The sequence below is a fragment of the Actinomadura sp. J1-007 genome, assembly GCF_009793335.1.
In the GTDB taxonomy this organism is placed as follows: domain Bacteria; phylum Actinomycetota; class Actinomycetes; order Streptosporangiales; family Streptosporangiaceae; genus Spirillospora; species Spirillospora yumaensis.
On the sequence record NZ_WING01000001.1, the window covers coordinates 4,992,929 to 5,018,878 of the forward strand.

The following is a 25,950-nucleotide window of genomic DNA, read 5'->3' on the forward strand; positions in this document are numbered from 1 at the left end:
GACCCCATGATCATGGCGTTCAAGCAGGCCGCCTCGCGCTTCGCCTCCGGCGTCACCGTCGTGACGACCCGCGTCGGCGAGGAGGTCTACGGCATCACCTGCTCGTCGTTCGCGTCGCTGTCGCTGGACCCGCTGCTGGTCACGGTGTCGGTCAACGCGCACAGCCCGCTGCTCGGGCGGGTCCGCGCCTCCGGCTGCTTCGCGATCAGCGTCCTGCACCGGGAGCAGCGGGAGATCTCGCAGTACTTCGCGACCCGCGACCGGGGCGGCGCCCGCGAGGCGTTCGACGGCTTCCCGACCTCCCTGCACGCGACCGGCGCCCCGGTCATGGACGGCTGCCTCAGCTACTTCGACTGCCGGCTGCACGACGTGCTGCCCGGCGGGGACCACCGCATCCTGGTCGGCAACGTCGTCGCGGCGGGCGGCGACCTCGACGGCGGCGAGCCCCTGCTGTACTACGCGGGCGGCTACCGTTCGCTCGAATCGCCCGACCGAGGGCCCGACCGAGGAGAGGCATGACGCTGCTGGAACCCGAGCGCTGGACCGCCCGGATCTACACGGGCGGCGGCTGGCGCCCCGCGTCCGTACGGCACCCGATCGTCTCCCCGTGGGACGGGTCGGAGCTGGGCGTGGCGGGACTGGCCGTCCCGTCCGACGTCGAACGGGCCGCCGCGTCCGCCTCCTCGGCCGCCGCCGGGTGGGCCGCCGCGCCGTTCGCCGAACGGGCCGCCGTCCTGGACCGGGCCGCCGCGGTCCTCGCCGGGCACCGCGACGAGATCGCCGGGTGGGCGATCCGGGAGACGGGCGCGCTGCGCCACAAGGCGTTCCACGAGATCGACCTCGCGCGCGGCGAGCTGCGCGCCGCCGCCGCGCTCGCCGCCGAGCCGTACGGGGAGCTGCTGCGCGGGGCCGACGCGGGCCAGTTCAGCTTCGCCCGCCAGGTCCCGGTCGGCGTCGTCGGCGTGATCGCCCCGTGGAACGCGCCGCTGATGCTCGCGATCCGTTCGGTGGCCCCGGCGCTGGCGCTCGGCAACGCGGTCGTCCTCAAGCCGGACGCGCAGGTCCCGGTGTCGGGCGGCGTGGTGATCGCGCGGGCCTTCGAGGAGGCGGGCCTGCCGCCGGGCGTCCTGCACGTCCTGCCGGGCGGCGCGGACGCGGGCGAGGCGCTCGTCGCCGCGCCCGGCGTGCCCGTGGTCTGCTTCACCGGCTCGTCCGCCGCCGGGCGCCGCGTGGGCGAGGTCGCGGGCCGCCTGCTCAAGCGGGCCGTGCTCGAACTCGGCGGCAACAACGCGTTCATCGTGCTGGAGGACGCCGACCTCGACGCCGCCGTCAACAACGGCCTGTGGGGGTCGCTCGCGCACAACGGGCAGATCTGCATGGCCGCCGGACGCCACCTCGTCCACCGCGACATCGCCGGCGCCTACACCGACCTGCTCGCCGAACGCGCCGCCAAGCTCCGCACCGGCGACCCGTCCGACCCGGACGTCCGCTTCGGGCCGCTCGTCAGCGCCCGCCAGTGCGACCGCGTGCACCGCATCGTCGCCGAGACGGTCGAGGCCGGGGCGCGGCTGCGCACGGGCGGCGAACGCGACGGCCTGTTCTACCGGCCGACCGTCCTGGACCACGTCGCGCCGGGGATGCGGGCGTTCGACGAGGAGGTCTTCGGTCCCGTCCTGCCGGTGACGGCGTTCGCCGACGACGACGAGGCCGTGGCGCTCGCGACCGCCACCGACTACGCCCTGTCCGGCGCGGTGCACACCCGTTCGGTCGAGCGGGGCCTCGCCCTGTCCGAACGGCTCGGCACGGGCATGTTCCACGTCAACGGGCAGCCGATCAACGACGCGCCCCACGTCCCGATGGGCGGACGCGGGGCGTCGGGCAACGGCGGCCGGCACGGCGGGCGGTGGAACCTGGACGAGTTCACCGACACCCAGTGGGTGTCGGTGCGCACGACCCCGCCCCGCTACCCGATCTGACGGCCGGGAGGGCGCGGCCTACTGGGTGAGGGGGACGCAGAGATGTTCGTCGGACTTGCCGGGATGCGACACCACGAGCGCGAGGTGCTCGTTCATCCGGCTGGTGGCGAGGTCGGCGTCGCCGTCGGCGATGGCGTCGAGGATCTCGCCGTGCATCCGCGCGACGCGTTCGGCGACCTCCCGGGAGGTGTTCTCCTCGAACTTCATGTGCTGGGCCGAACGCAGCGACCGCAGGAACGCGCGGATCGCCCGGTTGCCCGCCGCCTCGGCGACCGCGAGGTGGAAGTCGAGGGCGAGGTCGGTGAACCGGGCGGCGTCGTCCAGCGCGGCGTGGGCGTCGTCGACGAGCCCGCGCAGCCGCGCGACCTGCTCGCCCGACGCGTGCCGCGCCGCGAGCCCGGCCGTGGACGGCTCGACCGAGCGCATCGCCTCGGTCAGCTCCTCCCACGTGATCCCCATCAGGTGGAGCTGGATCGAGAGGGCGTCGGCGTACCGGTCGGGGTCGCTCTCGGCGATCCGGAGCCCGCCGCCCGCGCCGACCCGTACGGTCACGATGCCCTGGGCCTCCAGGGAGCGGATCGCGTCGCGGATCGTGATGCGGCTGACGCCGAACTGCTCGGCCAGGTCGGACTCGGTCCCGAGCCGGTCGCCGGGCATCATGCCGCCGAAGAACGCCTTGCGGATCTGCTCGACGATCTCTCCAGAGGCCCGCGCGCCCTGGACCGGTCGCCAAGGCTTGTCCCCTGGGGCTGTAGCCATCCCGGCACTCCTACTCGTCGGTAATGAACGGGCCCCATCATATGAATGTATAACCATTGACACCCAGGGGCCGTGGACCTAAATTCTCAATGTCTAATCATCATACATTAAGGGTGAGCAGCGTGGCGCAGGTGGAGATCAAAGGGCTCACGAAGACGTTCGGTGACGTGACCGTGGTGTCCGGCCTGGACCTGACGGTCGAGGACGGCGAGTTCCTCACCCTGCTCGGGCCGAGCGGGTGCGGCAAGACCACGACGCTGCGCTGCCTCGCCGGCCTGGAGGACCCGACCTCCGGCGAGATCTCGATCGGCGGCGAGGTCGTCGCCGCGCCCGCCCGCGGCGTCCTCGTCCCGCCGGAGAAGCGCCGCACGGGCATGGTGTTCCAGAGCTACGCCCTCTGGCCGCACATGACCGTCCGCGACAACGTCGGCTACCCCGTCAAGCTCCAGAAGCTCCCCAAGGCCGAGCTCGTCTCCCGCGTCCAGGAACTGCTCGACGCGGTCGGCCTCGGCGACAAGGGCGACCGGCTCGCCACCGAGCTGTCGGGCGGCCAGCAGCAGCGCGTCGCCCTCGCCCGCGCGATGGCGGGCCGCCCCCGCCTGCTGCTGTACGACGAGCCGCTGTCCAACCTCGACGCGAAGCTGCGCGCCGTCATGCGCACCGAGATCCGCAACCTGCACCGCGAGATCGGCACCACCTCGGTCTACGTCACGCACGACCAGGAGGAGGCCATGGTGCTCTCCGACCGGATCATCGTCATGGACGAGGGCCGCGTCCAGCAGTGCGGCACCCCGCGCGAGGTCTACTCCCGCCCCCGCAACCGCTTCGTCGCCGACTTCGTCGGCTTCGAGAACATCGTCTCGGGCACGGTCACCGACCGTTCCCCCGACCTCGTCGCCGTCACCCCCGACGGCGGCGGCCCCGCGATCTGGGCCGAGGGCACGGCCGCCCTCGGCACCGCCCTGTCCGTCGCGTTCCGCAGCTCGCACGTCCGCATCGGCGGCGACGCCGCGTCGGCCAACGCGTTCACCGGCCGGGTCACCGAGTCGGTCTACCTCGGCAGCCGCACCGACCTCGCCCTCGACATCGGCGGCCTGCGGCTGAGCGGCTACGTGGACGACGCCGACCAGATCCGGATGGGCGCCCCCGCGCCGTCCCCGGGCACCGAGACGACCATCACCATCCCGCCCGCCTGCGTCGTCACCCTCGACACCGAGGCCGCCGCCCCCGCCGCCGTGGAAGCCGCCGCCTGACCGTGCCGCTCCACGAATGGCGGATCGACCCCCGCGAGCACCTGCGCCACGAGACCCGCCGGGGCCGCCGCCACGCCTACCCCGGCCTGGTCCCGCGCCGCACCGCCCTCGCGGTGATCGACATGGTCCCGTTCTTCGTCGCGGGCAACCCGTACTGCCGGTCGATCGTGCCCAACGTCAACGCCCTCGCCGGCGCGCTGCGCGACGCGGGCGGCACGGTCGCGTGGGTCCTGCCCGCGAGCGAGCCGTCCCCGACTTCTTCGGCCCCGAGGTCGCCGAGCTCTACCGCACCTCGTGCGGCGCCGGCCCGCTGCCCGGACGGCTCCATCCGGACCTCGTCCCGCGGCCCGGCGACCTCTACGCGGCGAAGACGGCCCCGAGCGCGTTCTTCCCAGGACGCTGCGAGCTCCCGGACCTGCTCGCCGCCCGCGGCGTCGACACCGTCCTCATCGCCGGGACGGTCACCAACGTGTGCTGCGAGTCGTCCGCCCGCGACGCCGCGACCCTCGGCCACCGCGTCGTCATGGTCGCCGACGCCAACGCCGCGGGCAGCGACGACCAGCACAACGCGACCCTGCACACGTTCTACCGCTCGTTCGGCGACGTCCGCGCGACGGCCGACGTCCTCGCCATGATCGCGGCGGGCGCGGGCGCGGGCGCGGGCGCGGACCGGGGCGGGGCGCGGTCGGGTAGGTTTGGCGCGTCCGAACGACCGAGGGAGGTGAGACCGGCTCATGTCACCGTCGGCCGGGCGCTCCCACCCGAGGTGCGGGTGAACGAGAGAGCGCCCGTTGGGGAAAGGCTCTCTTGTCCGAATCAGATGTCGTGTCCAGGCTCCGAGCAGCGGGCTGCGTCTTCGCGGAAGACGAGGCGCGCGTGCTCGCCGAGGCGGCGGGATCGCCGTCCGAGCTTGAGGTGATGGTGGAGCGGCGCGCCTCCGGGCTGCCGCTGGAGCACGTCGTCGGGTGGGCCGGGTTCTGCGGCCTGCGGATCGCCGTGGACCCCGGGGTCTTCGTGCCCCGGCGGCGCACCGAGTTCCTGGTGGAACGGGCGGTCTCGCTCGGCGGGTCCGTCGTGCTCGACCTGTGCTGCGGCTCAGGGGCGGTCGCCGCGGCGCTCTCGGCGCTGCTGCGGCCCGCCGAGGTGCACGCCGCCGATGTGGACCCGGCCGCGGTCCGGTGCGCGCGGCGCAACGTCCCGGGCGGGCGGGTGTACGAGGGCGACCTGTTCGCGCCGCTGCCGCCGGGCCTGCGCGGGCGCGTCGAGCTGCTGTGCGCGAACGTCCCGTACGTGCCGACGGGCGACGTCGGGTTCCTGCCCGCGGAGGCCCGCGACCACGAACCCCGCGTCTCGCTGGACGGCGGGTCCGACGGGCTCGACGTGCTGCGGCGCGTCGCCGGCGAGGCGTCCGCGTGGCTCGCCGGCGGCGGGCACCTGCTCGTCGAGACGAGCGACCGCCAGGTCGGCGCGGCGCTCGCCGCGTTCGAACGGGGCGGGCTGCGCGCCCGCGTCTCCAGCGACGAGGAGAGGGGCGCGAACGTGGTGATCGGAACGAAGGTCTAGCCGCGGCGCGCCGGTACCCGCCGCTCGCTCGCCCCGTTCAGCGGGCGACGGCGGGCACCGGCAGCCGCGCCTCCACGCGGAAGCCGCCGTGGGGGCCCGGCCCCGCGTCGAGCCGCCCCTTCAGCAGGCCGACCCGCTCCCGCATCCCGACGAGCCCGTACCCGGCGCTCCCCGGCGCCGGGCCCCGCCCGTCGTCCACGACCTCCACGCGCAGCTCGTCGTCCCCGAACCCGATGGTGACGCGGCAGCCGTCGGTGCCCGCGTGCCGCACCACGTTCGTCAACGCCTCCTGGACGATCCGGAACGCCGACAGGTCGATCTCCGCGGGCAGCGGGCGCCGCTCGCCCCGTACCCGCAGGTCCACCCGGACCCCGGCGCCGAGCGTGGCCGCGACGAGCCGGTCGAGGTCGTCCAGGCCGGGCGCCGGGTCGAGCGGCGCGCCCTCCGGTTCGGCCCGCCGCAGCATCCCCAGCATCCGCCGCAGGCCCGACAGCGTCTCGCGGCTGGTCGCCTCGATGGCGCCGAGCGCGTTGCGCGCCTCGCCCGGCTGCGTGTCGATCACCCGGCCGCCGGCCCCGGCCTGGATGGCGATGATCCCGACGCTGTGCGCGACCATGTCGTGCAGCTCGCGCGCGATCCGGAGCCGTTCGTCCGCGACCGCCCGCGCCGTGGCCTGCGCGGTCAGCTCCTCGGCGTGCGCGCGGCGCACCCGCACCGAGTTGCCGACGAGCCAGACCACGACCATCGCCATGATCATGTAGCTCGACCGGCTGACGAGCTCGTCCGGCTGGTCGGGGAACGCCGCGGCGGTGAGCACCTGCGCCAGCAGCGCGGCCCCCGCGAGCGAGACCGAGAACCGCCGCGACCGGGCGGCCGCGACGTAGCCCACGGCGACGTCCATCAGCGCCGTCTGGACGATCCAGGTCCCCGACCCCCGCAGCTCCATCGCCGCGCCGACCCAGGCCAGCGTCAGCAGCGCGAACGCGGGCAGCGGGCGGCGCCGCACGAGGTTCAGGACCAGCACCGTGAGCGCGATCGTGAGCAGGAGCCGCCCGGGCCCGAGACCGAGCCGGGTGTCGTGCATCGCGAAGTAGACGTAGGGGGGATAAAGGACGGCCGCGCCCCAGGTCAGGACCGCCCCGTAACACGCCGAGCACGTTCGACGGACATGCGGCGATCGTAAGCCGGGAAGCCCGTCCGGCACATTGGCCCGCGGACCTAATCCCCTGGGCTACATCCCCACCGCGCTCCGGGACGTACGGCCACGTTCCGCAAGGCGAGCGAGGCGAGCGAGGCGTACGGGCCGGGCGGGGCGTTCCCAGGCCGCCGCCGTGAGCCGGAGGGACGCGGGAGCCCATCGCGGTCGGGGCGTACGGACGGTCGCGGATGTCCAGGGGCGTCGCAGATGTCCAGGGTGGTCGCGGAGCGCGGCGCGGCCGGGGCGTCCGGGCGGTCACAGATGGGGCCAGGGTGGTCGCGGAGTGCGGCGTGGCCGGGGTCAGGAAGGGTCGGCGGGGCGGGGCCAGGGGCGGCCGGTCAGGCGCTCGATGTCGGTGTTGAAGCGCTTGAGGCAGGCGGCGAACGTCGCGACCTCCTCCGGGGTCCAGTCGGTGAGGACCTTCTCCAGGCCGAGGACGGTCTCGCTGCGCTCCTGGTCGAGGCGGCGCTCGCCTTCGGGCGTGATGCGGAACTTGCGGGCGATGCCGCCGTCGGGGTCGGGGATGCGCTCGACCAGGCCGGCGCGGAGCATGGCGGAGGTCTGCCGGTTGAGGGTGGAGGGGTCCAGGCCGAACGCCTCGCTGAGCTGCCGGATGGACATCGGGCCCTCGATGCGGACGCGGCTCAGCAGGATGTAGGCGCTGCGGTCCAGGTGGCCGCCGTCGCGCCGGGTGCGGGGCGCGGTCATGTGGCTGTGCCGCCCGAGCAGCATGCTCTCGTACTCGATCTCGTGCGTCGGCTTGTCCATCCGGTGGCTCCCCGATCGGTGCGTCCTGCCTCACCTCGATTATGCGCCATGCACGCGTTGTGTATCGACCACATCGTATGTATGGTGCACATGGCTTGACCATCGAGAGCAGGGAGATCCGCGTGGACGACTCCACGTCCGCCCGCCCCGGCGGGATCGTCGGCGTGCTGGCGGTGGCCGGCATCGTGGCCGCGCTCATGCAGACGCTGGTGGTGCCGCTGATCGGCGAGCTGCCCCGCCTGCTGCACACCTCCGCCGCCAACGCCTCGTGGGTGGTCACCGCGACGCTGCTGGCGGCGGCGGTCACCACGCCGGTGAGCGGCCGGCTCGGCGACCTGTACGGCAAGCGCCGCGTCCTGCTGGCCTGCACGGTCCCGCTCGTGGCGGGATCGGTGCTGTGCGCGGTGGCGGGCTCGCTGCCGCCGATGATCGTCGGCCGGGGGCTCCAGGGCATGGGCATGGGCCTGGTCCCGCTCGGCATCAGCGCGCTGCGCGACCTGCTGCCGCCCGAACGGCTCGGCGGGGCGATCGCGCTCATGAGCTCGTCCATGGGCATCGGCGGCGCGCTCGGCCTGCCCGTCGCGGCGGCCGTGGCCGAGCACGCGAGCTGGCGGGTGCTGTTCTGGAGCTCGGCGGCGCTGAGCCTGCTGATCACCGTCCTGATCTGGGCGCTGGTGCCCGCCACGCCCGCGCGGACGGCGGGACGGTTCGACGCGGTCGGCGCGGTCGGGCTCGGCGTCGGGCTGGTGTCCCTGCTGCTGGCGGTGTCCAAGGGCGCCGACTGGGGCTGGGCGAGCGGCACCACGCTCGGGCTGTTCGCCGTCGCGCTCGTCGTGCTGCTGGCGTGGGGCTGGTGGGAGCTGCGCTCGGACGACCCGCTCGTGGACCTGCGCGTCACCGCCCGGCGGCAGGTGCTGCTGACCAACGCGGCCTCGGTCGTGGTGGGCTTCTCGATGTACGCCCAGTCGCTGATCGTCCCGCAGCTCCTCCAGCTCCCCGAGGCCACCGGGTACGGGCTCGGCCGCTCGATGCTGGCGGCGGGCCTCTGGATGGCCCCGGCCGGGCTCGTGATGATGGCGGTCTCGCCGGTCGGCGCGCGGCTGTCCGCGGCGCGCGGGCCGAAGACCACGCTGTGCGCCGGGAGCCTCGTCATCGCGCTCGGCTACGGCTCCTCGACCGTCCTGATGGGGACGGCGTGGGGCCTGATGATCGTCACGTGCGTGTGCGGCCTCGGCGTCGGGCTGGCGTACGGGGCGATGCCCGCCCTGATCATGGGCGCCGTGCCGCGTTCGGAGACCGCCTCGGCCAACAGCTTCAACACGCTGATGCGCTCCATCGGCACGTCGGTGTCGGCCGCGGTCGTCGGCGTCGTCCTCGCCCAGATGACGGTGCGCATGGGCGGGCACGAGCTGCCGTCGGAGGACGGCTTCCGCACCGGCATGCTGATCGGCTGCGGCGTCGCGCTCGCCGCCGCCGCGATCGCCCTCGCGCTCCCCGGACGCCCCGCGCGCCGTACCGGGGACGCGTCCGTTCCGGAGGAGGCGCCCGCCGGGTCGTCCGCCTGACGTACGCCCGAACCGGCGGGCCGCGGCCGTGCGCCGCGACCCGCCGCGGACGGGGGGACGGGGTCAGAGGAGAGCGGCGGCGGCCTCCAGGAACGCGTCGTTCTCGTGCGGGGCGCCGATGGTCACGCGGACGCCCGCGTCGGGGAACGCGCGCAGGATGATGCCGCGCTTCTCGCACTCCTTGGCGAACGTCGCGGAGCGTTCGCCGAGCGGCAGCCAGAGGAAGTTGGCCTGGGAGTCGGGGACCGCCGCGCCCAGCGCCGCGAGCCGTTCGGTGACGCGGGAGCGCTCGGAGACGACCTCGGCCACGCGGTCGGTCAGCTCCTTCTCGGCGGCCGGTTCGAGGCAGGCGATCGCGGCGGCCTGCGCGACGGCGGACACCGAGAACGTCGTGACGACCTTGCGCAGGGTCGCGGTGACCGCCGGGTCGGCGACGCAGAAGCCGACGCGGAGCCCGGCGAGGCCGTACGCCTTGCTGAACGTCCGCAGCACGGCCACGTTGTCGTACTCGCGGGCGAGGGCCAGGCCGTCCACCGCGTCGGGGGCCGTCACGAAGTGGCAGTACGCCTCGTCCAGGACGACCAGCACGTCGCGGGGGACGGCCTCCAGCAGGCGGCGCAGGGCGGCCTCGGGGACGTGCGTGCTGGTCGGGTTGTTCGGGGTGCAGACGACGACCATCCGCGTGCGGGGGTGAGGCCCGCGATCAGGTCGTCCACGTCGAGCGCGTGGTCGCGCAGGGGGACGCGCACCGCGGCGCCGCCGGCGATCACGGCCGCCGAGCCGTACACGCCGAACGTCGGCCAGCCGAAGAGGGTCTCGTCGCCCGGGTCGAGGACGGCGTCGGCCAGGTGGCGGACGAGGGCGACCGAGCCGCAGCCGACGGTGACCCGCTCGGCGTCCACCTCGAAGCGTTCGGCGATCGCGGCGATGAGCGCGCGGTTGTACATGTCCGGGTAGCGGTTGACGCCGGTCGCGGTGCGGGTCACCGCGTCCACGACGCTCGGCAGCGGGCCGAACGCCATCTCGTTGGACGCCAGTTTGATCGCCTCGTCCAGGCCCAGCTCGCGGGCCAGGTCCTCGGCGGTACGGCCCGGACGGTACGGGGGCAGGCCCGACAGGGCGGGACGGGTGGTGGCCGGCATCGTTCTCCTTGGTGTGCGTGGACGGCGTGCGGCACGTCATGGACGGCGCGGAGCGTGGGGCGGTGCGCGTGCGGGCGGCCGGGCGGGCGGCCGCCCGCGAGCGGGGACGGCGCGTCAGCCCGCGGCGGAGCCGCCGAGGATCTTCTTGAGGGTGGCGGTCCCGGGGCCCCACAGCTTGCTCATCTCGGTGGGGTCGGGGGTGTCGAGCACCTTGAGGGTGTTCATCTCGGGCAGGTCGCCGCCGGTCCTGGTGCCGGGCATGAGGGGGTAGGTGCCGAGCTTGGCGAAGCCCTCCTGGGCCTCCTTGGCGTACAGCCAGTTCATGTAGAGCTCGGCGGCGGCCTGGTGCGGCGCGCCCTTCATGATCCCGTAGTAGTTGGGCTCGATCACCACGCCGTCCTTCGGGTAGACGAACGTGAGCGGCGCGCCCTTCTTCTTGTCGCCCGCGTAGAAGTTGTAGATGTTCACGAGCGAGATGGCGTACTGGCCCTGCGCGACGGCGGTGTTGGCGAGCTCCAGCTCGCTCTTGACGGCGAGCTGGTTGGCCTTGACGCGGCGCAGCCAGTCGTCGTTGATCGTCCCGCCGGCGCGGAGCTTGAGCAGGAGGTCGGACGTCGCGCTCGGCTGGCTCGGGTCGCCGGAGGCGATCTGCCCCTTCCACTTCGGGTCGGCGAGGTCGGCCCAGGTCGCGGGCGCCTCGGCGGCCTTGACCTTGGTGTTGTTGTAGGTGAAGCCGAAGACGGTGCCGGACACGCCCCAGAGCATCCCGGTCTTCTCGCGGAACTCCTGCGGCAGCTTCACGGCGGTGAAGGGCGTGCTCTTGGCGTAGTAGCCCTTCTCCAGGTAGGCGTACGTGGTGTTCTCCACGATGTCCACGATGTGCTTGTTGGTGGAGAACTCGGTGGCCAGCCGCGATTCGAGCTGCGCGCCGGTGTAGGGCTGCGCGGTGACCTTGATCCCCGGGAAGCGGTCGGCGAACGACTCGTTGATCGCCTTGTTGTTGGCCTGGTTCGGGCCGTACACGACCAGCTTGGTCTGCTTGCCGTCCACGGCCTTCTTGTAGAGGTCGCGCATCTGCTGCTCGGCGGTCTTGTCGAGCCCGAGCGGGGCGAGGTCGAGCTTCCCCGCGTCGACGGGCTTGGACCCGGACGACGAGCAGGCGGCCGACCCGGTGGCGACCAGGGCCAGGGCGATGATCGCGACGCCGGTGCGCTTCGCTGTTCTCATGCGCGGTTCTCCTAGAGAGTGCCGAAAAAGGCAGGGGAGGGGACACCTGTCGCCCCGACGACAGGGAGGGCGGTGGCGGGGGGCGGGTCAGGTGGCGGCGGGTCGGAGGGGGAGGCGGGCCCGGAGGCGGGACGGCCGCGAGGGCGGCGGGTCGGCGGCGGGTCAGAGGACGGCGGCCCCGCCGGACGGCCCGGTGGCCCCCGAGGTCCCGGACGGCCCGGCGGCGCGCGCGGCCGAGCGGTGGCGCGCCCGGCGGCGCAGCGCGAACGCCCCGCGGACGGCGCCCGCCAGGATGCCGGCCGCGAGCAGGACGGTGAGGATGACGCAGAAGACGGCGGCCGACTTGGTGACGTCGCCCTGCTTGTAGAGCTCCAGCACGACGACGGACACGGTGCTGCTGTCGGGCGAGGCGAGGAGCACGGGCACCGCGAGGTTGCCGGCGATGAGGATCCCGGCGAGCAGCCAGCCCGACAGCAGGCTCGGGGTGATCAGCGGGATCACCATCCGGCAGAACGCGCGGACCCGTCCGGCGCCGCTCATCCGGGCCGCCTCCTCCAGGTCGCCCGGGACCTGGACGAGCGCGCCCTCCGCCGAGCGCATCGCCACCGGGATCGCGCTGACGAACAGCCCGATCAGCAGGATCCACACCGTCGCGTACAGCTTGGCGAGGCCCGGCACGGTCAGGTACGACCACATCATGCCGAGGCCCAGCACGACGCCCGGCAGCGCCATCGGCATCCACGTCGAGAACGAGATGAACCGGGTGACCGCGCCGCCCGTCGTGTTCACCACCTTGGTCAGCACGAGCGCGGCGGCGATCGCCGCGAGGCCGCCGAACACCGCGAGGTAGGCGGTGTTCTCCAGCGCCGACACGACCTCCGGGTCCTCGAAGATCGCATGGTAGTTGTCCAGCGTCCAGGACTGGAACAGCCCGAAGAACGGCTGGAGCGAGCCCAGGTAGAGCTGGACGAGGGGCAGCACGAGCGCGAGCAGGGTGAACACGACGATCGCGAGGGTGCACGCCCAGCGCGCCGGGCCGAGCCGCCACCGGCCCGTCCGGTAGGTCTTGCCGCTGATCGTGGTGAAGCGGCGCCGCCCGAGCAGCTTGGCCTGGACGACGATCAGCGCGGTGACCAGCGCGATCAGCATCAGCGCGAGCGAGCTGGCCTGGGCGTACTGACCGCCGAAGGTGGCGTTGATGTAGTTGTAGATCTGCGTCGGCAGCACCCGGATCCCGGCGGGCAGGCCGATGATCGCGGGGATGTCGAAGCCCTCCAGGAACGCGATGAGGGTGAGCAGCGACGCCGAGCTGATCGCGGGCGTCAGCATCGGGATGTGGATGCGGAAGAACGTGCGGATCCGGCCCGCGCCGGAGATCAGCGACGCCTCCTCGACGGAGCGGTCCATGGTCAGGAACGGCCCGAGGACCATGAAGTAGCTGAACGACGCGGCCTTGAGCGAGCAGACCAGGATCAGCCCGTACCAGGACTCGACGTTGAACGGCCCGCCGGACGAGCCCGCGTCGGAGCCGGTGATCCACGCGAGCCCCTGGTTGAGCATGCCGACGCGCTTGTTGCCGAGCATGTCCCAGGCGATCGCGAAGAACATCGGCGGCATCGCGAGCACGAGCACCATCACGGGCGTGACGACCTGCCGCAGCGGGGTGTCGGTGCGGGCGACGACCCAGGCGAAGAACAGGGCGATCAGCGTCGACAGGACGGTGACCGAGACGGCGAGCACGACGGTCTGCCAGAGCACCGAGTACGTGGAGCCGTCGGTGTAGACCTTCGCGATCCGCCCGGCGGTCCAGGTGTTGCCGGCCTGTCCGGGCAGGGCGGTGCGGAACGCGCCGACCGCGACCATGACGACGGGCCACAGGAAGAAGAAGGCACAGGTCAGGGCGATCAGGATGCGGACCGGGCCGAACCGGCGGGCGAGCCGGACGGGGCCTGCCCGGCCCGGACCGCGCGCCGGACCGAGGTCGACCGGGGGTGCGGTCGCGGCCATGACGCCTCCTCTGGGGGTGTGGGCGGGACCCGGCGGGGCGCGGCGCAGGGACGCGGGGCACGGGGACGGGACGCGGAGCGGACGGGGCGGCGCCCCGTACGGGGCGTGCGGCGTCCGGCCTCCGGGATCCGGCGTCCGCCGTGCGGCGCGTTCACGCGGAGCGCGGGGTGCGGGCCCGGCAGAGGGTCTGCCGAAAAACAATTTAAGATATAATGTTTAGTCCAGAGGGGTGTCAATGGGTCGGCCGGAACTCGATCCGAAGCCGTCACCTGTGTCCCACATCATCACCCTCGTCCCTTGACATCACTGAATGTGGCGTATGGGGCTGTCTTGCGCCAAGGACCGGGGCTGAAGTAAAACTGTCATACAGTTTTAACTCTAGCCCTGGAGGTCCAGATGGAGATGACCGGCGGACAGGCGCTGGCCGGACAGCTCGTGCGCGAGGGGGTCGACCAGATCTTCGGGGTGCCGGGCGTCCAGCTCGACCACGCGGTCGACGGCCTGGCCTCCGCGGGCGCGGGCATCCGGTTCCGCAACACCCGGCACGAGCAGGCCGCGTCGTACATGGCCGACGGCTACGCCCGCTCGACGGGCGACGTCGGCGTGTGCCTGGTGGTGCCCGGTCCCGGCCTGCTGAACGCCATGGCGGGCCTCGCCACCGCGTACTCGTGCTCGTCGCCGGTCCTGTGCGTCAGCGGGCAGATCCCCTCGGCCGCGATCGGCAAGGGCCTCGGGATGCTGCACGAGGTCAACGACCAGACCCGCACGCTCGGCACCGTGACCAAGTGGACCGGCATGGCGCGCACGCCCGCCGAGGTGCCGCAGGTGATCCGCGAGGCGTTCCGGCGGCTGCGCTCCGGGCGCCCGCAGCCGGTGGGCGTCGAGATCCCGCCGGACGTCCTCCAGGCGAGCGCCGACGTCTCGCTGGTCGAGCCCGGCGACGACCGCGACCCGGTCGTTCCCGACGCGGACGCGATCGAGCGCGCCGCCGCCGTGCTGCGCGGCGCGTCCCGTCCCGTGATCTACGTCGGCGGCGGCGTCCCGGCCGGCGACGCGGGCGAGCCGCTGCGCCGCCTCGCCGAACTGCTCGAAGCGCCCGTCGTGATGAGCGAGCACGGCCGCGGCTCCCTGTCCGACCGGCACCGCCTCGCGCTCACCCAGCTCGGGGGCCGCGAGGTGCTGCCCGGCGCCGACGCCGTCCTCGTCGTCGGCAGCCGCTTCCTGAACGGCCAGGGCCGGCAGGTCGCCGTCCCCGCCTCCGCCAAGGTCGTCCTGCTGAACGCCGACGCGCACGACCTCGGCGCGCCCCGTACCGCCGAGGTCGCGGTGCACGGCGACGCCGCGCTCGGCCTGGACGCGCTCGCCGAGAGCCTCTCCGGGCTCCCCGCCCGGCCGCGCCGCGACGCCGAGCTGGACGAGGTCCGCGCCCTGTGCGCCAAGCAGATCGCCGAGATCGAGCCGCAGCTGTCGTGGGTGCGCGCCCTGCGCGGCGCGATCCCCGACGACGGCATCCTGGTGAACGAGCTGACGCAGGTCGGCTACCTCTCCCAGCTCGCGTACCCGGTGTACGGGCCGCGCACCTACCTCACCCCCGGCTACCAGGGCACGCTCGGGTACGGGTTCGCGACCGCGCTCGGCGCGAAGGCCGCCAACCCCGGCAAGGCCGTGGTGTCGATCACCGGCGACGGCGGGTTCGGCTGGAACCTCCAGGAGCTGTCCACCGCCCGCGCCCACGGCATCGGGCTGGTCACGGTCGTGTTCGACGACGGCGCGTTCGGCAACGTGCGCCGCACGCAGAAGACCCGCTTCGAGGGCCGGGTGCTCGGCACGACCCTCGCCAACCCCGACTTCGTCGCGCTCGCCTCCGCGTTCGGCGTCCGCGGCGAGCGCGCGACCACGCCGGACGAGCTCGGCGGCGTGCTCGCCGACGCGCTGTCGGGCGACGAGCCCGCACTGATCCACGTGCCGGTCGGCGAGATGCCGTCCGCCTGGCACCTCATCCACGACTTCCTCGCCCGTCCCCGAGTGGAGAGCTGACCGATGGCAGCGGTGATCGAGCACAAGGAGATCTACGTCGGCGGCGCCTGGAGCGCGCCCGCCGGAAGCGGCGTGATCGAGGTCCTGGACCCGTCGAACGACCGGGTCGTCGGCGTCGTCCCCGAGGGCACGGCCGCCGATGTGGACCGCGCGGTGGCGGCGGCGCGCGAGGCGTTCGAGGGCTGGGCCGCGACGCCCGCCGCCGACCGCGTCGCGCTGCTCGACCGGGTGCGCGCCGCGCTGTCGGACCGTTCCACCGAGGTGGCCGACCTGATCAGCGCGGAGATGGGCGCGCCGCGCTGGTTCGCGCGGGTGTCGCAGGTGTCGATGCCGCTCAAGGACTTCGACTTCGCGGCCCGCTCGATGGAGGAGATCGCGGCGGCGGGGGAGGAGGAGATCGGCCCGACGCTCGTCGTCCGCGAGCCGGTCGGCGTCGTCGGCTGCATCACCCCGTGGAACTTCCCGCTCCACCAGATCGCGGCGAAGGTCGCCCCGGCGCTCGCGGCGGGCTGCACGGTCGTGCTCAAGCCGAGCGAGGTCGCGCCGCTGAACGCGTTCGTCCTGGCGGAGCTGTTCCACGCGGCGGGCGCGCCGCCCGGCGTGTTCAACCTGGTCACCGGGTACGGCGAGCCGGTCGGCGAGGCCATCGCCGGGCACCCGGGCATCGACATGGTGAGCTTCACCGGCTCGACCCGCGCGGGCCGCCGCGTCGCCGCGCTGGCCGCGCCGACGCTGAAGAAGGTCGCGCTGGAGCTCGGGGCAAGTCGGCCAACGTCGTCCTCGACGACGCCGACCTGGACGCGGTGGTCCCGACGGCGGTCAAGCAGTGCTACGCCAACTCGGGGCAGGCGTGCGCGTCGCTGTCGCGCCTGCTCGTCCCGCGCGCGCTGCTCGCGGACGCCGAGCGCAAGGCCGTCGCGGCGGCGCGGGAGTGGACGGTCGGCGACCCCCGCGACGACGCGAGCAAACTCGGGCCGGTCGCGTCGCGGGCGCAGCAGGAGCGCGTGCGCGGGTTCGTGGCCTCGGCCGTCGAGGAGGGCGCGCGGCTGCTGCTCGGCGGCGCGGAGCCGCCGGACGGGCTGGACGGCGGCGCGTACGTCCGGCCCACCGTGTTCAGCGACGTCACGCCGGAGATGCAGATCGCGCGCGAGGAGGTCTTCGGGCCCGTTCTGGCGATCATGGCGTACGACTCGGAGGACGAGGCCGCGCGGATCGCCAACGGCACCGACTACGGGCTGTCGGGCGGCGTCTGGTCGGCCGACCACGACCGGGCCGTCGCGTTCGCGCGGCGGCTGCGCACCGGCCAGGTCGTCGTCAACGGCGAGCCGCTCAACCTGCGCGCCCCGTTCGGCGGCTACAAGCAGTCGGGCCTCGGGCGCGAGTACGGCCGGTACGGGCTGGAGGAGTACTTCGAGACCAAGGCGCTCCAGGGCGGCGTCCGCCCGTCCTGACCGCCCTTCCCGACCGCCCTTCCCGACCCGCGCGCCCGCCGCCGCGCCGCGCGCCCCGCCACGACCTGGCGGGACGCGGCGCGGCGGGCGGAGCGTGCGCGCGAGCCCCCGGTGCCACGACCCCGGCACCGGGGGCTTTTCCTTGATCACGACCATTGACCTAAAGATATGACCTTTATATGGTTAGTGCGTTCCTAGCCGCAGTGGGAGCCCACTGAGGAGAGAGGGGGTGCCCGTGTCCGAGAACGGCACGGCCCAGGAGGTCGCGGCCGCGCGCGTGCTCGTCGGCAGCGCGAGCGACTTCCGCGAGGGCGACCGCAAGCTCGTGCAGGTGGCCGGCCGCACGGTCGGGGTCTTCCGGGTGGAGGGCCGCTTCTACGCGTACGAGAACACCTGCCTGCACCAGGGCGGCCCCGTCTGCGAGGGCCGCTACTTCCCGAAGATGACCGCGGTCGTCACGGGCGACGGGCGGGTGCTCGGCGAGAAGTACGACGAGTCCGAGCCCCACCTGGTCTGCCCCTGGCACGGCTGGGAGTTCGACCTGCGCACCGGGGAGTTCTGCGGGGACCGTTCCAAGAAGCTGCGCTCCTACACCGTCGAGACCGAGGGGGACGAGGTCTATGTCGCCTGAGCCGCAAACGCCGTCCGTCACGATGGACCGTTCCGCCGAGGCGGTCGCCGGCGCCCCCGAGACGCCCGCCGCGTCCGCCGAGACGCCCGCCGCGTCCGCCGCGTCCGCCGAGGCGGTCGCCGAGGCCGAACGGCTCGCGGCGCGGATCGGCGAGCTCGGCCCGGACGCCCTGTCGCCCGACGCCGTCCGCACGCTCATGACCGCCGCGATCACCGCGTTCGGCCGGCACGTGGACGCGGGCACGCCGGTGCCCGAGCCCGCCGACGCGACGAAGGTCAACGCGACCGACGCGGTGCGGGCCGCGAGCGCCGTGCTGAAGGCGGTCAACCTCGAAACGTTCGAACTCGCCCTCTGGGAGACCTGGGGCGGCACCCCTTGGAGGACGCGGTGAGCGAGCTGTACGACCGGGGCAAGATCCAGATCGAGAACCTGCTGCGCAACGCGCGCGCCCAGGCCGACCAGCGCGGCTTCGACCGGTTCCCGATCGTGGACGTGGACTCCCACCACTACGAGGACCGCCGCTGGGACGAGATCATCCCCTACATCGAGGACGACGGGATCCGCGACTGGGCCCGCGCGATGACCGAGCGCAGCGGCAAGGCGGCGGCGACCACGATCACCACCGCGCAGGTCGGCAACCAGGAGGTCTCCGGGCGCATCCTGCGGGCCGGCCGCAACCAGCTCGCGGACCTGCGCGACCTGTCGGCCGAGCAGCGCAAGCACGACGACGTCGCGCGGATGCTGTGGGCGATGGACATGATGGGGATCGACTACACGATCATGTTCCCCACCCCGATGCTGCACCTCAGCCTGCACCCGGCGGCCGAGGTGGAGGTCGCGCTCGCCCGCGCGTACACCCGGTGGCTGACCGAGGAGCTGCTGCCGCAGGACGACCGGATCCGCACCCTCGCCTACCTGCCGTTCAACGATCCCGAGGCGAGCCTGCGGATGATCGAGGAGTTCGGCGACACCCCCGGCGTCGTCGGGTTCATGGTGACGAGCATCCGGTACCGGCCGGTGCACGCCAACGAGTACGCGCCCGTCTACGCCGCCCTCCAGGAGCGCGGGCTGCCGCTCGCGTTCCACGCCGCGTACAACTGGCACGAGCAGTCGATGACGCAGCTCAACAAGTTCATCTCGGCGCACGCGCTCGGGTTCTCGTTCTGCAACATCATCCACATGACCAACATGATCGTGAACGGCATCCCCGAGCGGTTCCCCGGCCTGAAGCTGGCCTGGGTCGAGAGCGGCCTGGCGTGGATCCCGTTCCTGATGCAGCGGCTCGACAACGAGTACCTGATGCGGACGTCCGAGGCGCCGCTGCTGAAGAGGCTGCCGAGCGACTACATGCGCGACATGTACTTCTCCACCCAGCCGATGGAGCGCACCGCGCCGACCGGGATGATGCGCGAGTCGTTCGAGATGATGAACGCCGAGAACACGCTGCTGTACTCCTCGGACTACCCGCACTGGGACTTCGACGTCCCCTCGGTGATCTACGACCTGCCGTTCCTCACCGACCGGGCCCGGCACAAGATCCTCGGCGGGAACGCCTGCGAGCTGTTCGGCCTGCCCACCGACAAGCGCGCCCCCGCGTCCGCCGCCGAGGCCGGGCTCGCCCCGATGGTCGGCGAGGCCGTCCCCGTCGCGTCCACCCTCTCCTAGCGCGGAGCCGATCGTGATCATCGACGTGCACACGCACATGCTCAGCCAGGACTGGCTCGACCTGCTCGTCGAGCGCTCCGGCACCTACACCCTGCGGGACGCGCCCGGCGGCGCCCGCGCCGTCTACCGCGGCGGCACGGCGTTCATGACGCTCACGCCCGGCATGTTCGACTACGACCTGCGGATCGCGGAGATGGACAAGGCCGGGGTCGACCTCGCCATCGTGTCGCTGACCTGCCCGAGCGTCTACTGGGGCGGCGAGGAGGTCAGCGTCCGCGGCGCCCGCATGATCAACGACCACATGGCCGCGGAACGGCGCCGCAGGCCGGACCGGATCGGGTTCCTCGCCACGCTGCCCTGGCAGTACCCGGCGGCGGCCGTCGCCGAGCTGGAGCGGGCCTGCGAGCTCGGCGCGGCCGGCGTGATGGTGCTGGCCAACATCGACGGCCGCTCCCTCACCGACCCGGCGTTCGCCGACGTCTGGCGCGCGATCGACGAGCGGGCGCTGCCCGTCCTCGTGCACCCGACGACCCCGCCCGGCGTCGAGGACATGGACATCGAGCGCTACCACCTGGTGTGGAGCGTCGGCTTCACGTTCGACACCACGCTCGCGCTCGCCCGGATGGTCCTGGACGGCTTCCTGGAGCGGTACCCGAACCTGAAGATCATCGGGAGCCACGCGGCCGGGACGCTGCCGTTCCTGATGGGCCGGCTCGACACCGGGCACCGCTCGTTCGCCGCGGCCCGCGAGGCGATCGCGGAGATCCCGAGCACGTACGCCGGGCGCGTCTACGCCGACTCGATCGCGTACTCGCCCGCCTCCCTGGCCCTCACCGTCGAGGTGCTCGGCGAGCGCAACGTGCTGTTCGGCAGCGACTACCCGCACAAGTGCGGGCGCATGGACGAGTGCGTGGACCTGGTGGACACGCTCCCCGCCGCGCAGGCGGACCTGGTCAGGAGCGGCAACGCGGCCCGGATCTTCGACCTCGCATGAGCGCGACCGGCCTCGGGGCGCCTCCGCCGGTCTCGGGGCGCCCGTCCGGGGCCGTCTCGCCGCGTTCGGCCCGGCGTTCGTCGCCGCCATCGCGTACGTGGACCCGGGCAACTTCGTCACCAACCTCCAGGGCGGTGCCCGCCACGGCTACAGCCTGCTCTGGGTGGTGGTGGCGGCGAGCGTGGTCGCGATGCCGGTGCAGTACCTGTCGGCGAAGCTCGGCGTCGTCACCGGCCGCGACCTCGCGCAGATCTGCGGCGAGCGCTACCCGCGCGCCCGCTGGCTGCTGTGGGCGCAGGCCGAGCTCGTCGCCGCCGCGACCGACCTCGCCGAGTTCGTCGGCGCGGCGATCGGCCTGAACCTGCTGTTCGGCGTGCCGCTGCCGGTGTCGGCGCTGATCACCGCCGCCGTCGCGTTCGCCCTGCTGTCGCTCCAGTCCCGCGGCGCGCGCCCGTACGAGCTGGCCATCGCCGCGATGCTCGGCCTGATCGTCGCCGGGTTCCTGTACCAGACGCTGCGGGTCGGCCCGGACGCGCGCGGCGCCGCGCTCGGGCTCGTCCCGACGCTGCCCGGCGGCGACGGCCCGCTGCTCGCCGTCGGCATCGTCGGCGCGACCGTCATGCCGCACGTGGTCTACCTGCACTCGGCGCTCACCGCGGGCCGCCCGCGCTCGCCCCGCACGCTGCGCCTGGAGCGGTACGACATCGTCCTCGCCCTCGGCCTCGCCGGGCTGGTCAACGCCGCCATGCTGGTGATCGCCGCGAAGCTGTTCCACAACCCCGGCTACCAGAACATCTCGGGCGTCGAGGAGGCGCACGCCGCGTTCGGGACGCTCGTCGGCGGCGGCGCGGCGCTGACGTTCGCCGTCGTTCTGCTCGCGTCGGGCCTGTCGTCGTCGAGCGTCGGCACGTACGCGGGGCAGGTCGTGATGAACGGCTTCGTCAGCCTGCGCATCCCGCTGACCTTGCGCCGCCTGCTCACCATGCTGCCCGCGATCGTCCTGCTCGTGCTCGGCGCCGACCCGGGGCACGCGCTCGTGCTGAGCCAGGTGCTGCTGGCGTTCGGCATCCCGTTCGCGGTGGTCCCGCTGGTGCTGGCGACCCGCGACCCGGCCCTGATGGGCCCCTACGTCAACCGCCGCGCCACGACCGCCGCCGTCGCGGCCATCGCCGCCCTGATCATCTGCCTCAACGCCTATCTCCTGACCGGCATGCTCTGACCGGACCGGGCACCCGCAGCATGGCCGAAATCGGACGGTATGGCGAGGTGGAAATCTGGGAACTGTTGTCAATATCGGTCAAGTCCCACACTCCCGGTTATTGAGAATTGCTTAATGTCGGTCCAGGGAACGGGCCGCGGCCAGGGCCGTTATAAATGGACGCATTATCGCCTCCGGGTACCCTAGCCGGTGCTTACGGAACGTGCTTGTTTCTCTAGATATCTGCGGGATGGACGGTTTGGCTGACGGGGCGGCCGAGGGACGCGAAGCGGGCGTCCCGTGGGCGAACGAGCTGCGGGGGTTCGTCGCCGGTCCCGCGGTCCAGGTCCGGGACGTCGAGGGCGGCATCCAGTTCCATCTGGGCGGGCCGCCGCGCCCGCCCGCGCCCGCGCAACTGCCGTCGCCCGGGTTCGTCGCCAACCGCAGCGAGGAGCTGCGCGAGCTGAGGCGGCTCGCGGCCGGCGCGGAACGCGCCGCGGACGGCCCGGACGGGGACGCGCCGGGCGCTCCGGCGCTGGTGGTGATCTGCGGTCCGGGCGGCGTCGGCAAGACCACCCTCGCCCTGCACTGGCTGCACCAGATCGCCCCCGGCTACGACGGCCAGCTCTTCGTCGACCTGCGGGGCTTCTCCGGCGAGCGCCCCCTCGACTCGGCCGAGCCGCTGGAGCGGTTCCTGCGGGCGCTCGGCGCGGCGGAGGAGGGCCTGCCCGCGCACGTGGAGGAACGGGCGGCGCTGTTCCGCTCGATGGTCGCCGGACGGCGCGTGATCATCCTGCTCGACAACGCGGTGTCGGCCGCGCAGGTCCGCCCGCTGCTGCCGGGCGCCGGGCCCGCGCTGGTCGTGGTCACCACCCGGCGGCGCCTCACCGGGCTCGGGGCCGACGGCGCGCGCTTCCTCGACCTCGGCCCGATGGCCGAGTCGGGCGCCGTCGAGCTGCTCGCCCACATGATCGGCCCGCACCGGATCGGGACGGACGCCGAACGCGAGCGGGCCCGTTCGCTGGTCGCGCTGTGCGGGCTGCTGCCGCTCGCGGTCTGCGCGACGGGCGCGCGCCTCGCCGCCCGCCGCCGCTGGACCCTCGACCGCGCGGTGCGCGAGCTGGACGACGAGAAGCGCAGGCTGTCGGCGCTGCGGACCCGCGAGGGCGACATGTCGGTGCAGGCCGCGTTCAACGCCTCCTACGGGGCGCTCGAACCCGCCCAGGCGTCGGCGTACCGGCGCCTCGGCGTCCATCCCGGCGGCGAGTTCGACGTCGCGGCGGCGGCGGCACTCCTCGGCACGGACCGGGCCGAGGCCGCCGACCTGCTGAACGACCTCGCCGACGCGAGCCTGCTCGTCGAGGAGCGCGACGACCGCCACCGCTTCCACGACCTCGTGCGCCTGCACGCGCGCGCCATGATGGAACGAGACAACGACGATCCGCGCGCCGCCCTCGCGCGGCTCGCCGACCACTACCTGGCGCTCGCGGTCGCCGCCGACGTCACCCTGATGCCGGGCCGCGCCCACCTCGGCGACCGCCACCCCGCCGAACGCCGCCGCCAGGCGGAGGGCCGCCACCTGTTCGCGGACCGTCCCGCCGCCCGCGCCTGGCTGGAGCAGGAGCAGGACAACCTGGTCGCGGTCGTCCGGCAGGCCGGCGAGGACGGCCTGCACGACGCCGTGTGGCAGCTCGCCCAGGCGATGTGGCCGCTGTTCCTGCAACGCAAGCACTCCCCGTTCTGGACCGACGTCTTCCGGCTCGGGACGCGGGCCGCGCGGGCCTGCGGCGACGCCCGAGCCGAGGCCCGGATGCTCTACAGCGCCGGGACCGCCCGCCTGAACGCCCGCGACATCGACGGCGCCCGCGAGCACTACGCCGAGGCGCTCGCCCTCGAACGGCGGGCCGGGCACGCGCTCGGCGAGGCGTCCGCGCTGGAGGGCCTCGGCATCGCCGAACTCGACGCCGGCGACCCGGCCGCCGCCGCCGGGCTGTTCGCGCGGGCCCGCGACGTCCACGAACGCCTCGGACGCCCGCGCGGCGTGGCGCTGATGACCCGGCACATCGGCCGCGCGCACGCCGCGATGGGCCGCCCCGAGGAGGCCGTCCGGCACCTCGCCGACGCCCTCGCCTACTTCGCGCGCAGCGACGAGCCGTACCACGAGGCGCGCACCCTCACCTTCCTCGGCGCCGCGCACCTCGCGGCCGGGCGGCCCGCCGAGGCCGCGGCGGCGCTCGGCCGCGGCCTGGAGATCACCCGCGAGAACGGGGCGGCGCACGAGGAGGCGAACGCCCTCGTGCAGCTCGCCCGCGTGGCGGCGCACCGGCGCGACGTCCCCGCCGAACGCCGCCACCTCGAAGCGGCCCTCGCGATCTACGACAGGCTCAGGGCGCCCGGAGCGGACGCGGTCAGGGAACGGCTCGCCGGCCTCACGCCGTGAGCCGCCCGTCCCGCCCGTCCTCCACGACGACCCGCACCCCGTCCCGCCGCGCTGCGCCGCCGTGCCGCACGACCGTCAGGCGCGCACCGTCCAGGCCGTCCAGCGGGTGACCGGACGCGATCCAGGCGTGCACGACCGACGCGTACGACGCGGCGTCCGCCTCGATCCGCGTCCGGCCGTCCAGCGGGACGAGCCGCGCACGCGCGCCCGCGCGGGTGCCCACGACGCATTCGCCGCCGGGGCGGACCACCACCGCGACGAGGCAGCCCGGATGGCGGGCGAACACGCCGTCCAGCGTCACCGCGCCGTAGCCGTCCAGCCGTGCCGTGCCGCCGCCGTCCAGCCGGACGATCACGTCCGCGCAGGCCAGCCACGCGGGCGACCGTTCGCCGGGGCCGGCGGCGAGATGCTCGTCAGCCGGGCGAACGGCGTCGGCGTCGCCTCCGGCGGCTTCGGTCTCGGCGGCGTCCGTACGGCGCAGCGTGAACGACGCGCCGCGGCCGTTCCACCACGTGGCCACGACCCGTTCGCCGCCGCCGTGTACGTCCTCGCGCGTCCACACGCGCACCAGGGAGATGTCCATCAGGCGGCTCGGATTCCGCCGTTGTAGCGGATCGGGCGCGGGAGGGGGACGGGGGCGACGTCCGGAGGGGCTTCGGGTTCGGGGAGGCGCAGCAGCCGGTACATCTCGCGGCGCAGGAGGCCGGCCGCCTCGCCCGGCCTGGAGCTGATCGCGTCCCTCAGCGTCGCGTGCGCCTCCGCGTCGTACGCGCGGTCGGCGTCGTCGAGCTGCGGCGCGAGCGGGCGGCGCCAGGACACGTGCGGCGCGACCGCCGCGAGCCCGCACGGGTGCGAGCCGGGTGCGACGCTGTCCCGCGGGAACGTGCCGAGCAGCACCGGGACGCCCACGGCCGCGGCGTAGTAGGTCACCGACCCGTGGTCTCCCACGACGCGGTCGGACGCCACGAGGGCCGCCCGCCAGCCCTCCTCGGGCGGCAGCAGCCGTACGCCCTGGCGCATCGCGTCGGTCTGCCAGGCGAGGACCTGCCGCCTGCCGTACCAGCTCCAGATGTGCGGGTGCAGCGCCGCGACGATCCGGTACCGGCCGGACGGGAGCGCCGCCGCGATCCGGGACAGCACGTCGGGGCGCCGGCCGAGGAGCGAGTCCTCGTCCCAGGTGGAGCTGACGAAGACCAGGCGCTGCCCGTCCCGGACGCCGAGCGCCCTCCGGTACGCGTCCCGGTGCGGGAGGCTCGCCGCGAGCCGGTCCAGGCACGGGTCCCCTCCGACGAACGCGACGGGCAGCGCCTCCGGGCACTCCCGTTCGAGGCCCCGCAGGTGCCGCTCGTGCGGCAGCGCGATCGCCGACGGCACGACCCGTCCGGCGACGACCATCCGCTCCCGGATCAGGCCGGTGACCGGCCGCGCCGCCGGCGGCCCGAGCCCGCCGCCGCGGTGCAGCAGCTTGCCCGGCCCCGCGCCGTGCGGGACGGTCAGCACCGGCGCGTGCAGTTGGTCGAGCGCCCCGTGGCTCGCCGCGATCGCGAGGTCGAAGCGCGAGTGGACGGCCTGCGCCCACGGCAGGACCAGCCCGCCGAGCCCCCGCAGCAGCTCGTCCAGCCCGCCGGTGAACGCCGACGCCGGCGGCGCGGTGTAGGCGACGACGAGCCGGCGGTCGCTCTCCAGCATGGGCACGATGTCCGCCAGCCGCGTCGCGGCGGTGATGTGATGGGCGACCGCGAGAACCGTCCTCCTGACCGGCACGGTCGATCCCTTCCGCGCGTCGAGGCCGAACGGCCCCGCAGCCACGTGTCAGCCGAGCAGTGCATTTCTCCGAACCTCCTCGACCGGCGTCCCCTCCGCGTGAACGCCGTCCGGCCCGCCTCCCCGCGACGCGGGCCGGGTGATCCCCTGTCGGTTCGAGCATCGCCCGGATTGCTTGACGAAATCTTGCAGCTGTCCTGACGGATCGGGTCACGGCGTCCCACACCGGCCATGGGAAAAGCGGTTCGTTCGTGGTCAGAACGGGGCCCTTGATGCGAAAATCGCTTCAAGAGGAATGAATCGTAAGGGGCG

At 73.8% G+C, this 25,950-nt stretch carries 19 protein-coding genes and 3 pseudogenes; 14 read left to right on the forward strand and 8 right to left on the reverse strand.

Translation table 11 applies throughout. The annotated features are described in order from the left end of the window. Nucleotides 1–6 precede the first annotated feature (6 nt). Together GEV43_RS22740 and GEV43_RS22745 are read left to right on the forward strand one after the other, a co-directional pair. Nucleotides 7–519 carry a flavin reductase family protein gene (locus GEV43_RS22740; protein ID WP_160822413.1) on the forward strand — a complete coding sequence of 171 codons (513 nt, stop codon included), beginning with the start codon at nucleotides 7–9 and terminating at the stop codon, nucleotides 517–519. Beyond that, nucleotides 516–1,976, forward strand: coding sequence for an aldehyde dehydrogenase family protein (locus tag GEV43_RS22745; protein WP_160822414.1), 1,461 nt, complete (start codon nucleotides 516–518; stop codon nucleotides 1,974–1,976). Before GEV43_RS22740 ends, GEV43_RS22745 begins: the two co-directional genes overlap by 4 nt. An 18-nt stretch (nucleotides 1,977–1,994) precedes the next feature. On the opposite strand, the gene GEV43_RS22750 is transcribed toward GEV43_RS22745, so the two are convergent. Then, the gene (locus GEV43_RS22750; protein WP_160822415.1) at nucleotides 1,995–2,735 is read right to left on the reverse strand and encodes a FadR/GntR family transcriptional regulator; all 741 of its coding nucleotides are present in this window, start codon (nucleotides 2,733–2,735) and stop codon (nucleotides 1,995–1,997) included. A 113-nt stretch (nucleotides 2,736–2,848) separates the two neighbouring features. Here GEV43_RS22750 and GEV43_RS22755 point away from each other — a divergent pair, with 113 nt between their 5' ends. The 3 genes from GEV43_RS22755 to GEV43_RS22765 all read left to right on the forward strand — a co-directional run bounded on the left by GEV43_RS22755 (nucleotide 2,849) and on the right by GEV43_RS22765 (nucleotide 5,551). After that, nucleotides 2,849–3,988 (forward strand): ABC transporter ATP-binding protein, encoded by a 1,140-nt coding sequence (locus GEV43_RS22755; protein WP_309239780.1) that lies wholly within the window; start codon nucleotides 2,849–2,851, stop codon nucleotides 3,986–3,988. A gap of 223 nt (nucleotides 3,989–4,211) precedes the next feature. Next, nucleotides 4,212–4,907: an isochorismatase family cysteine hydrolase gene (locus GEV43_RS22760; protein WP_206681237.1), complete on the forward strand. Its 696-nt coding sequence runs from the start codon at nucleotides 4,212–4,214 to the stop codon at nucleotides 4,905–4,907. Further along, entirely contained in the window at nucleotides 4,865–5,551 is a 687-nt protein-coding gene (locus GEV43_RS22765; RefSeq protein WP_309239781.1) for a putative protein N(5)-glutamine methyltransferase, read from the forward strand. Before GEV43_RS22760 ends, GEV43_RS22765 begins: the two co-directional genes overlap by 43 nt. Before the next feature lie 37 nt (nucleotides 5,552–5,588). On the opposite strand, the gene GEV43_RS22770 is transcribed toward GEV43_RS22765, so the two are convergent. Both GEV43_RS22770 and GEV43_RS22775 read right to left on the reverse strand, forming a co-directional pair. Beyond that, nucleotides 5,589–6,635 (reverse strand): sensor histidine kinase, encoded by a 1,047-nt coding sequence (locus tag GEV43_RS22770; RefSeq protein WP_160822417.1) that lies wholly within the window; start codon nucleotides 6,633–6,635, stop codon nucleotides 5,589–5,591. Between the two features lie 414 nt (nucleotides 6,636–7,049). Then, a complete protein-coding gene (locus GEV43_RS22775) occupies nucleotides 7,050–7,517 on the reverse strand; it encodes a MarR family winged helix-turn-helix transcriptional regulator (protein WP_160822418.1) in 468 nt (155 codons plus the stop codon). A gap of 95 nt (nucleotides 7,518–7,612) precedes the next feature. On the opposite strand from GEV43_RS22775, the gene GEV43_RS22780 reads away from it, so the two are divergent. Next, the gene (locus tag GEV43_RS22780; RefSeq protein ID WP_302930936.1) at nucleotides 7,613–9,082 is read left to right on the forward strand and encodes an MFS transporter; all 1,470 of its coding nucleotides are present in this window, start codon (nucleotides 7,613–7,615) and stop codon (nucleotides 9,080–9,082) included. A gap of 63 nt (nucleotides 9,083–9,145) precedes the next feature. Here the strand turns inward: GEV43_RS22780 and hisC are convergent. From hisC to GEV43_RS22795, 3 genes and pseudogenes are all read right to left on the reverse strand, one after another. Continuing rightward, nucleotides 9,146–10,224 (reverse strand): annotated as a pseudogene (hisC, locus tag GEV43_RS22785) (histidinol-phosphate transaminase). A 114-nt stretch (nucleotides 10,225–10,338) separates the two neighbouring features. Continuing rightward, nucleotides 10,339–11,451, reverse strand: coding sequence for an ABC transporter substrate-binding protein (locus tag GEV43_RS22790; RefSeq protein WP_160822419.1), 1,113 nt, complete (start codon nucleotides 11,449–11,451; stop codon nucleotides 10,339–10,341). 162 nt (nucleotides 11,452–11,613) lie between these two features. Next, nucleotides 11,614–13,458 carry an iron ABC transporter permease gene (locus GEV43_RS22795; RefSeq protein ID WP_160822420.1) on the reverse strand — a complete coding sequence of 615 codons (1,845 nt, stop codon included), beginning with the start codon at nucleotides 13,456–13,458 and terminating at the stop codon, nucleotides 11,614–11,616. Nucleotides 13,459–13,860: 402 nt separating this feature from the next. On the opposite strand from GEV43_RS22795, the gene GEV43_RS22800 reads away from it, so the two are divergent. The 8 genes and pseudogenes from GEV43_RS22800 (at nucleotide 13,861) to GEV43_RS22835 (ending at nucleotide 23,874) form a co-directional block, all read left to right on the forward strand. After that, entirely contained in the window at nucleotides 13,861–15,495 is a 1,635-nt protein-coding gene (locus tag GEV43_RS22800; protein ID WP_206681238.1) for a thiamine pyrophosphate-dependent enzyme, read from the forward strand. A 3-nt stretch (nucleotides 15,496–15,498) separates the two neighbouring features. Then, nucleotides 15,499–16,946 (forward strand): annotated as a pseudogene (locus tag GEV43_RS22805) (aldehyde dehydrogenase family protein). A 229-nt stretch (nucleotides 16,947–17,175) separates the two neighbouring features. After that, complete coding sequence (locus tag GEV43_RS22810) at nucleotides 17,176–17,577, forward strand: Rieske (2Fe-2S) protein (protein ID WP_160822422.1); 402 nt, start codon at nucleotides 17,176–17,178, stop codon at nucleotides 17,575–17,577. Further along, complete coding sequence (locus GEV43_RS22815; RefSeq protein WP_160822423.1) at nucleotides 17,567–17,968, forward strand: hypothetical protein; 402 nt, start codon at nucleotides 17,567–17,569, stop codon at nucleotides 17,966–17,968. The genes GEV43_RS22810 and GEV43_RS22815 overlap by 11 nt, the downstream gene beginning before the upstream one ends. Continuing rightward, nucleotides 17,965–19,242 carry an amidohydrolase family protein gene (locus tag GEV43_RS22820; protein WP_160822424.1) on the forward strand — a complete coding sequence of 426 codons (1,278 nt, stop codon included), beginning with the start codon at nucleotides 17,965–17,967 and terminating at the stop codon, nucleotides 19,240–19,242. The genes GEV43_RS22815 and GEV43_RS22820 overlap by 4 nt, the downstream gene beginning before the upstream one ends. A 13-nt stretch (nucleotides 19,243–19,255) precedes the next feature. Then, a complete protein-coding gene (locus tag GEV43_RS22825; protein ID WP_206681239.1) occupies nucleotides 19,256–20,236 on the forward strand; it encodes an amidohydrolase family protein in 981 nt (326 codons plus the stop codon). A 55-nt stretch (nucleotides 20,237–20,291) separates the two neighbouring features. Beyond that, nucleotides 20,292–21,455, forward strand: a pseudogene (locus GEV43_RS22830) (Nramp family divalent metal transporter); the annotation flags it as partial. A 229-nt stretch (nucleotides 21,456–21,684) separates the two neighbouring features. Next, nucleotides 21,685–23,874 carry a tetratricopeptide repeat protein gene (locus GEV43_RS22835; RefSeq protein ID WP_160822425.1) on the forward strand — a complete coding sequence of 730 codons (2,190 nt, stop codon included), beginning with the start codon at nucleotides 21,685–21,687 and terminating at the stop codon, nucleotides 23,872–23,874. Here the strand turns inward: GEV43_RS22835 and GEV43_RS22840 are convergent. Next, nucleotides 23,864–24,457, reverse strand: coding sequence for a hypothetical protein (locus GEV43_RS22840; protein WP_160822426.1), 594 nt, complete (start codon nucleotides 24,455–24,457; stop codon nucleotides 23,864–23,866). The two genes, GEV43_RS22835 and GEV43_RS22840, sit on opposite strands and share 11 nt — an antisense overlap. Next, the gene (locus GEV43_RS22845; RefSeq protein ID WP_160822427.1) at nucleotides 24,457–25,638 is read right to left on the reverse strand and encodes a hypothetical protein; all 1,182 of its coding nucleotides are present in this window, start codon (nucleotides 25,636–25,638) and stop codon (nucleotides 24,457–24,459) included. Before GEV43_RS22845 ends, GEV43_RS22840 begins: the two co-directional genes overlap by 1 nt. Between the last annotated feature and the right edge of the window lie 312 nt (nucleotides 25,639–25,950).

Excerpts from the sequence above, each read along its gene's own strand:
- GEV43_RS22740 (WP_160822413.1), top strand. The coding sequence starts at position 7 with ATGATCATGGCGTTCAAGCAGGCCGCCTCGCGCTTCGCCTCCGGCGTC.
- GEV43_RS22745 (WP_160822414.1), top strand. The coding sequence starts at position 516 with ATGACGCTGCTGGAACCCGAGCGCTGGACCGCCCGGATCTACACGGGC.
- GEV43_RS22750 (WP_160822415.1), bottom strand. The coding sequence starts at position 2,735 with ATGGCTACAGCCCCAGGGGACAAGCCTTGGCGACCGGTCCAGGGCGCG.
- GEV43_RS22770 (WP_160822417.1), bottom strand. The coding sequence starts at position 6,635 with ATGCACGACACCCGGCTCGGTCTCGGGCCCGGGCGGCTCCTGCTCACG.
- GEV43_RS22775 (WP_160822418.1), bottom strand. The coding sequence starts at position 7,517 with ATGGACAAGCCGACGCACGAGATCGAGTACGAGAGCATGCTGCTCGGG.
- GEV43_RS22790 (WP_160822419.1), bottom strand. The coding sequence starts at position 11,451 with ATGAGAACAGCGAAGCGCACCGGCGTCGCGATCATCGCCCTGGCCCTG.
- GEV43_RS22795 (WP_160822420.1), bottom strand. The coding sequence starts at position 13,458 with ATGGCCGCGACCGCACCCCCGGTCGACCTCGGTCCGGCGCGCGGTCCG.
- GEV43_RS22800 (WP_206681238.1), top strand. The coding sequence starts at position 13,861 with ATGACCGGCGGACAGGCGCTGGCCGGACAGCTCGTGCGCGAGGGGGTC.
- GEV43_RS22815 (WP_160822423.1), top strand. The coding sequence starts at position 17,567 with ATGTCGCCTGAGCCGCAAACGCCGTCCGTCACGATGGACCGTTCCGCC.
- GEV43_RS22835 (WP_160822425.1), top strand. The coding sequence starts at position 21,685 with ATGGACGGTTTGGCTGACGGGGCGGCCGAGGGACGCGAAGCGGGCGTC.
- GEV43_RS22840 (WP_160822426.1), bottom strand. The coding sequence starts at position 24,457 with ATGGACATCTCCCTGGTGCGCGTGTGGACGCGCGAGGACGTACACGGC.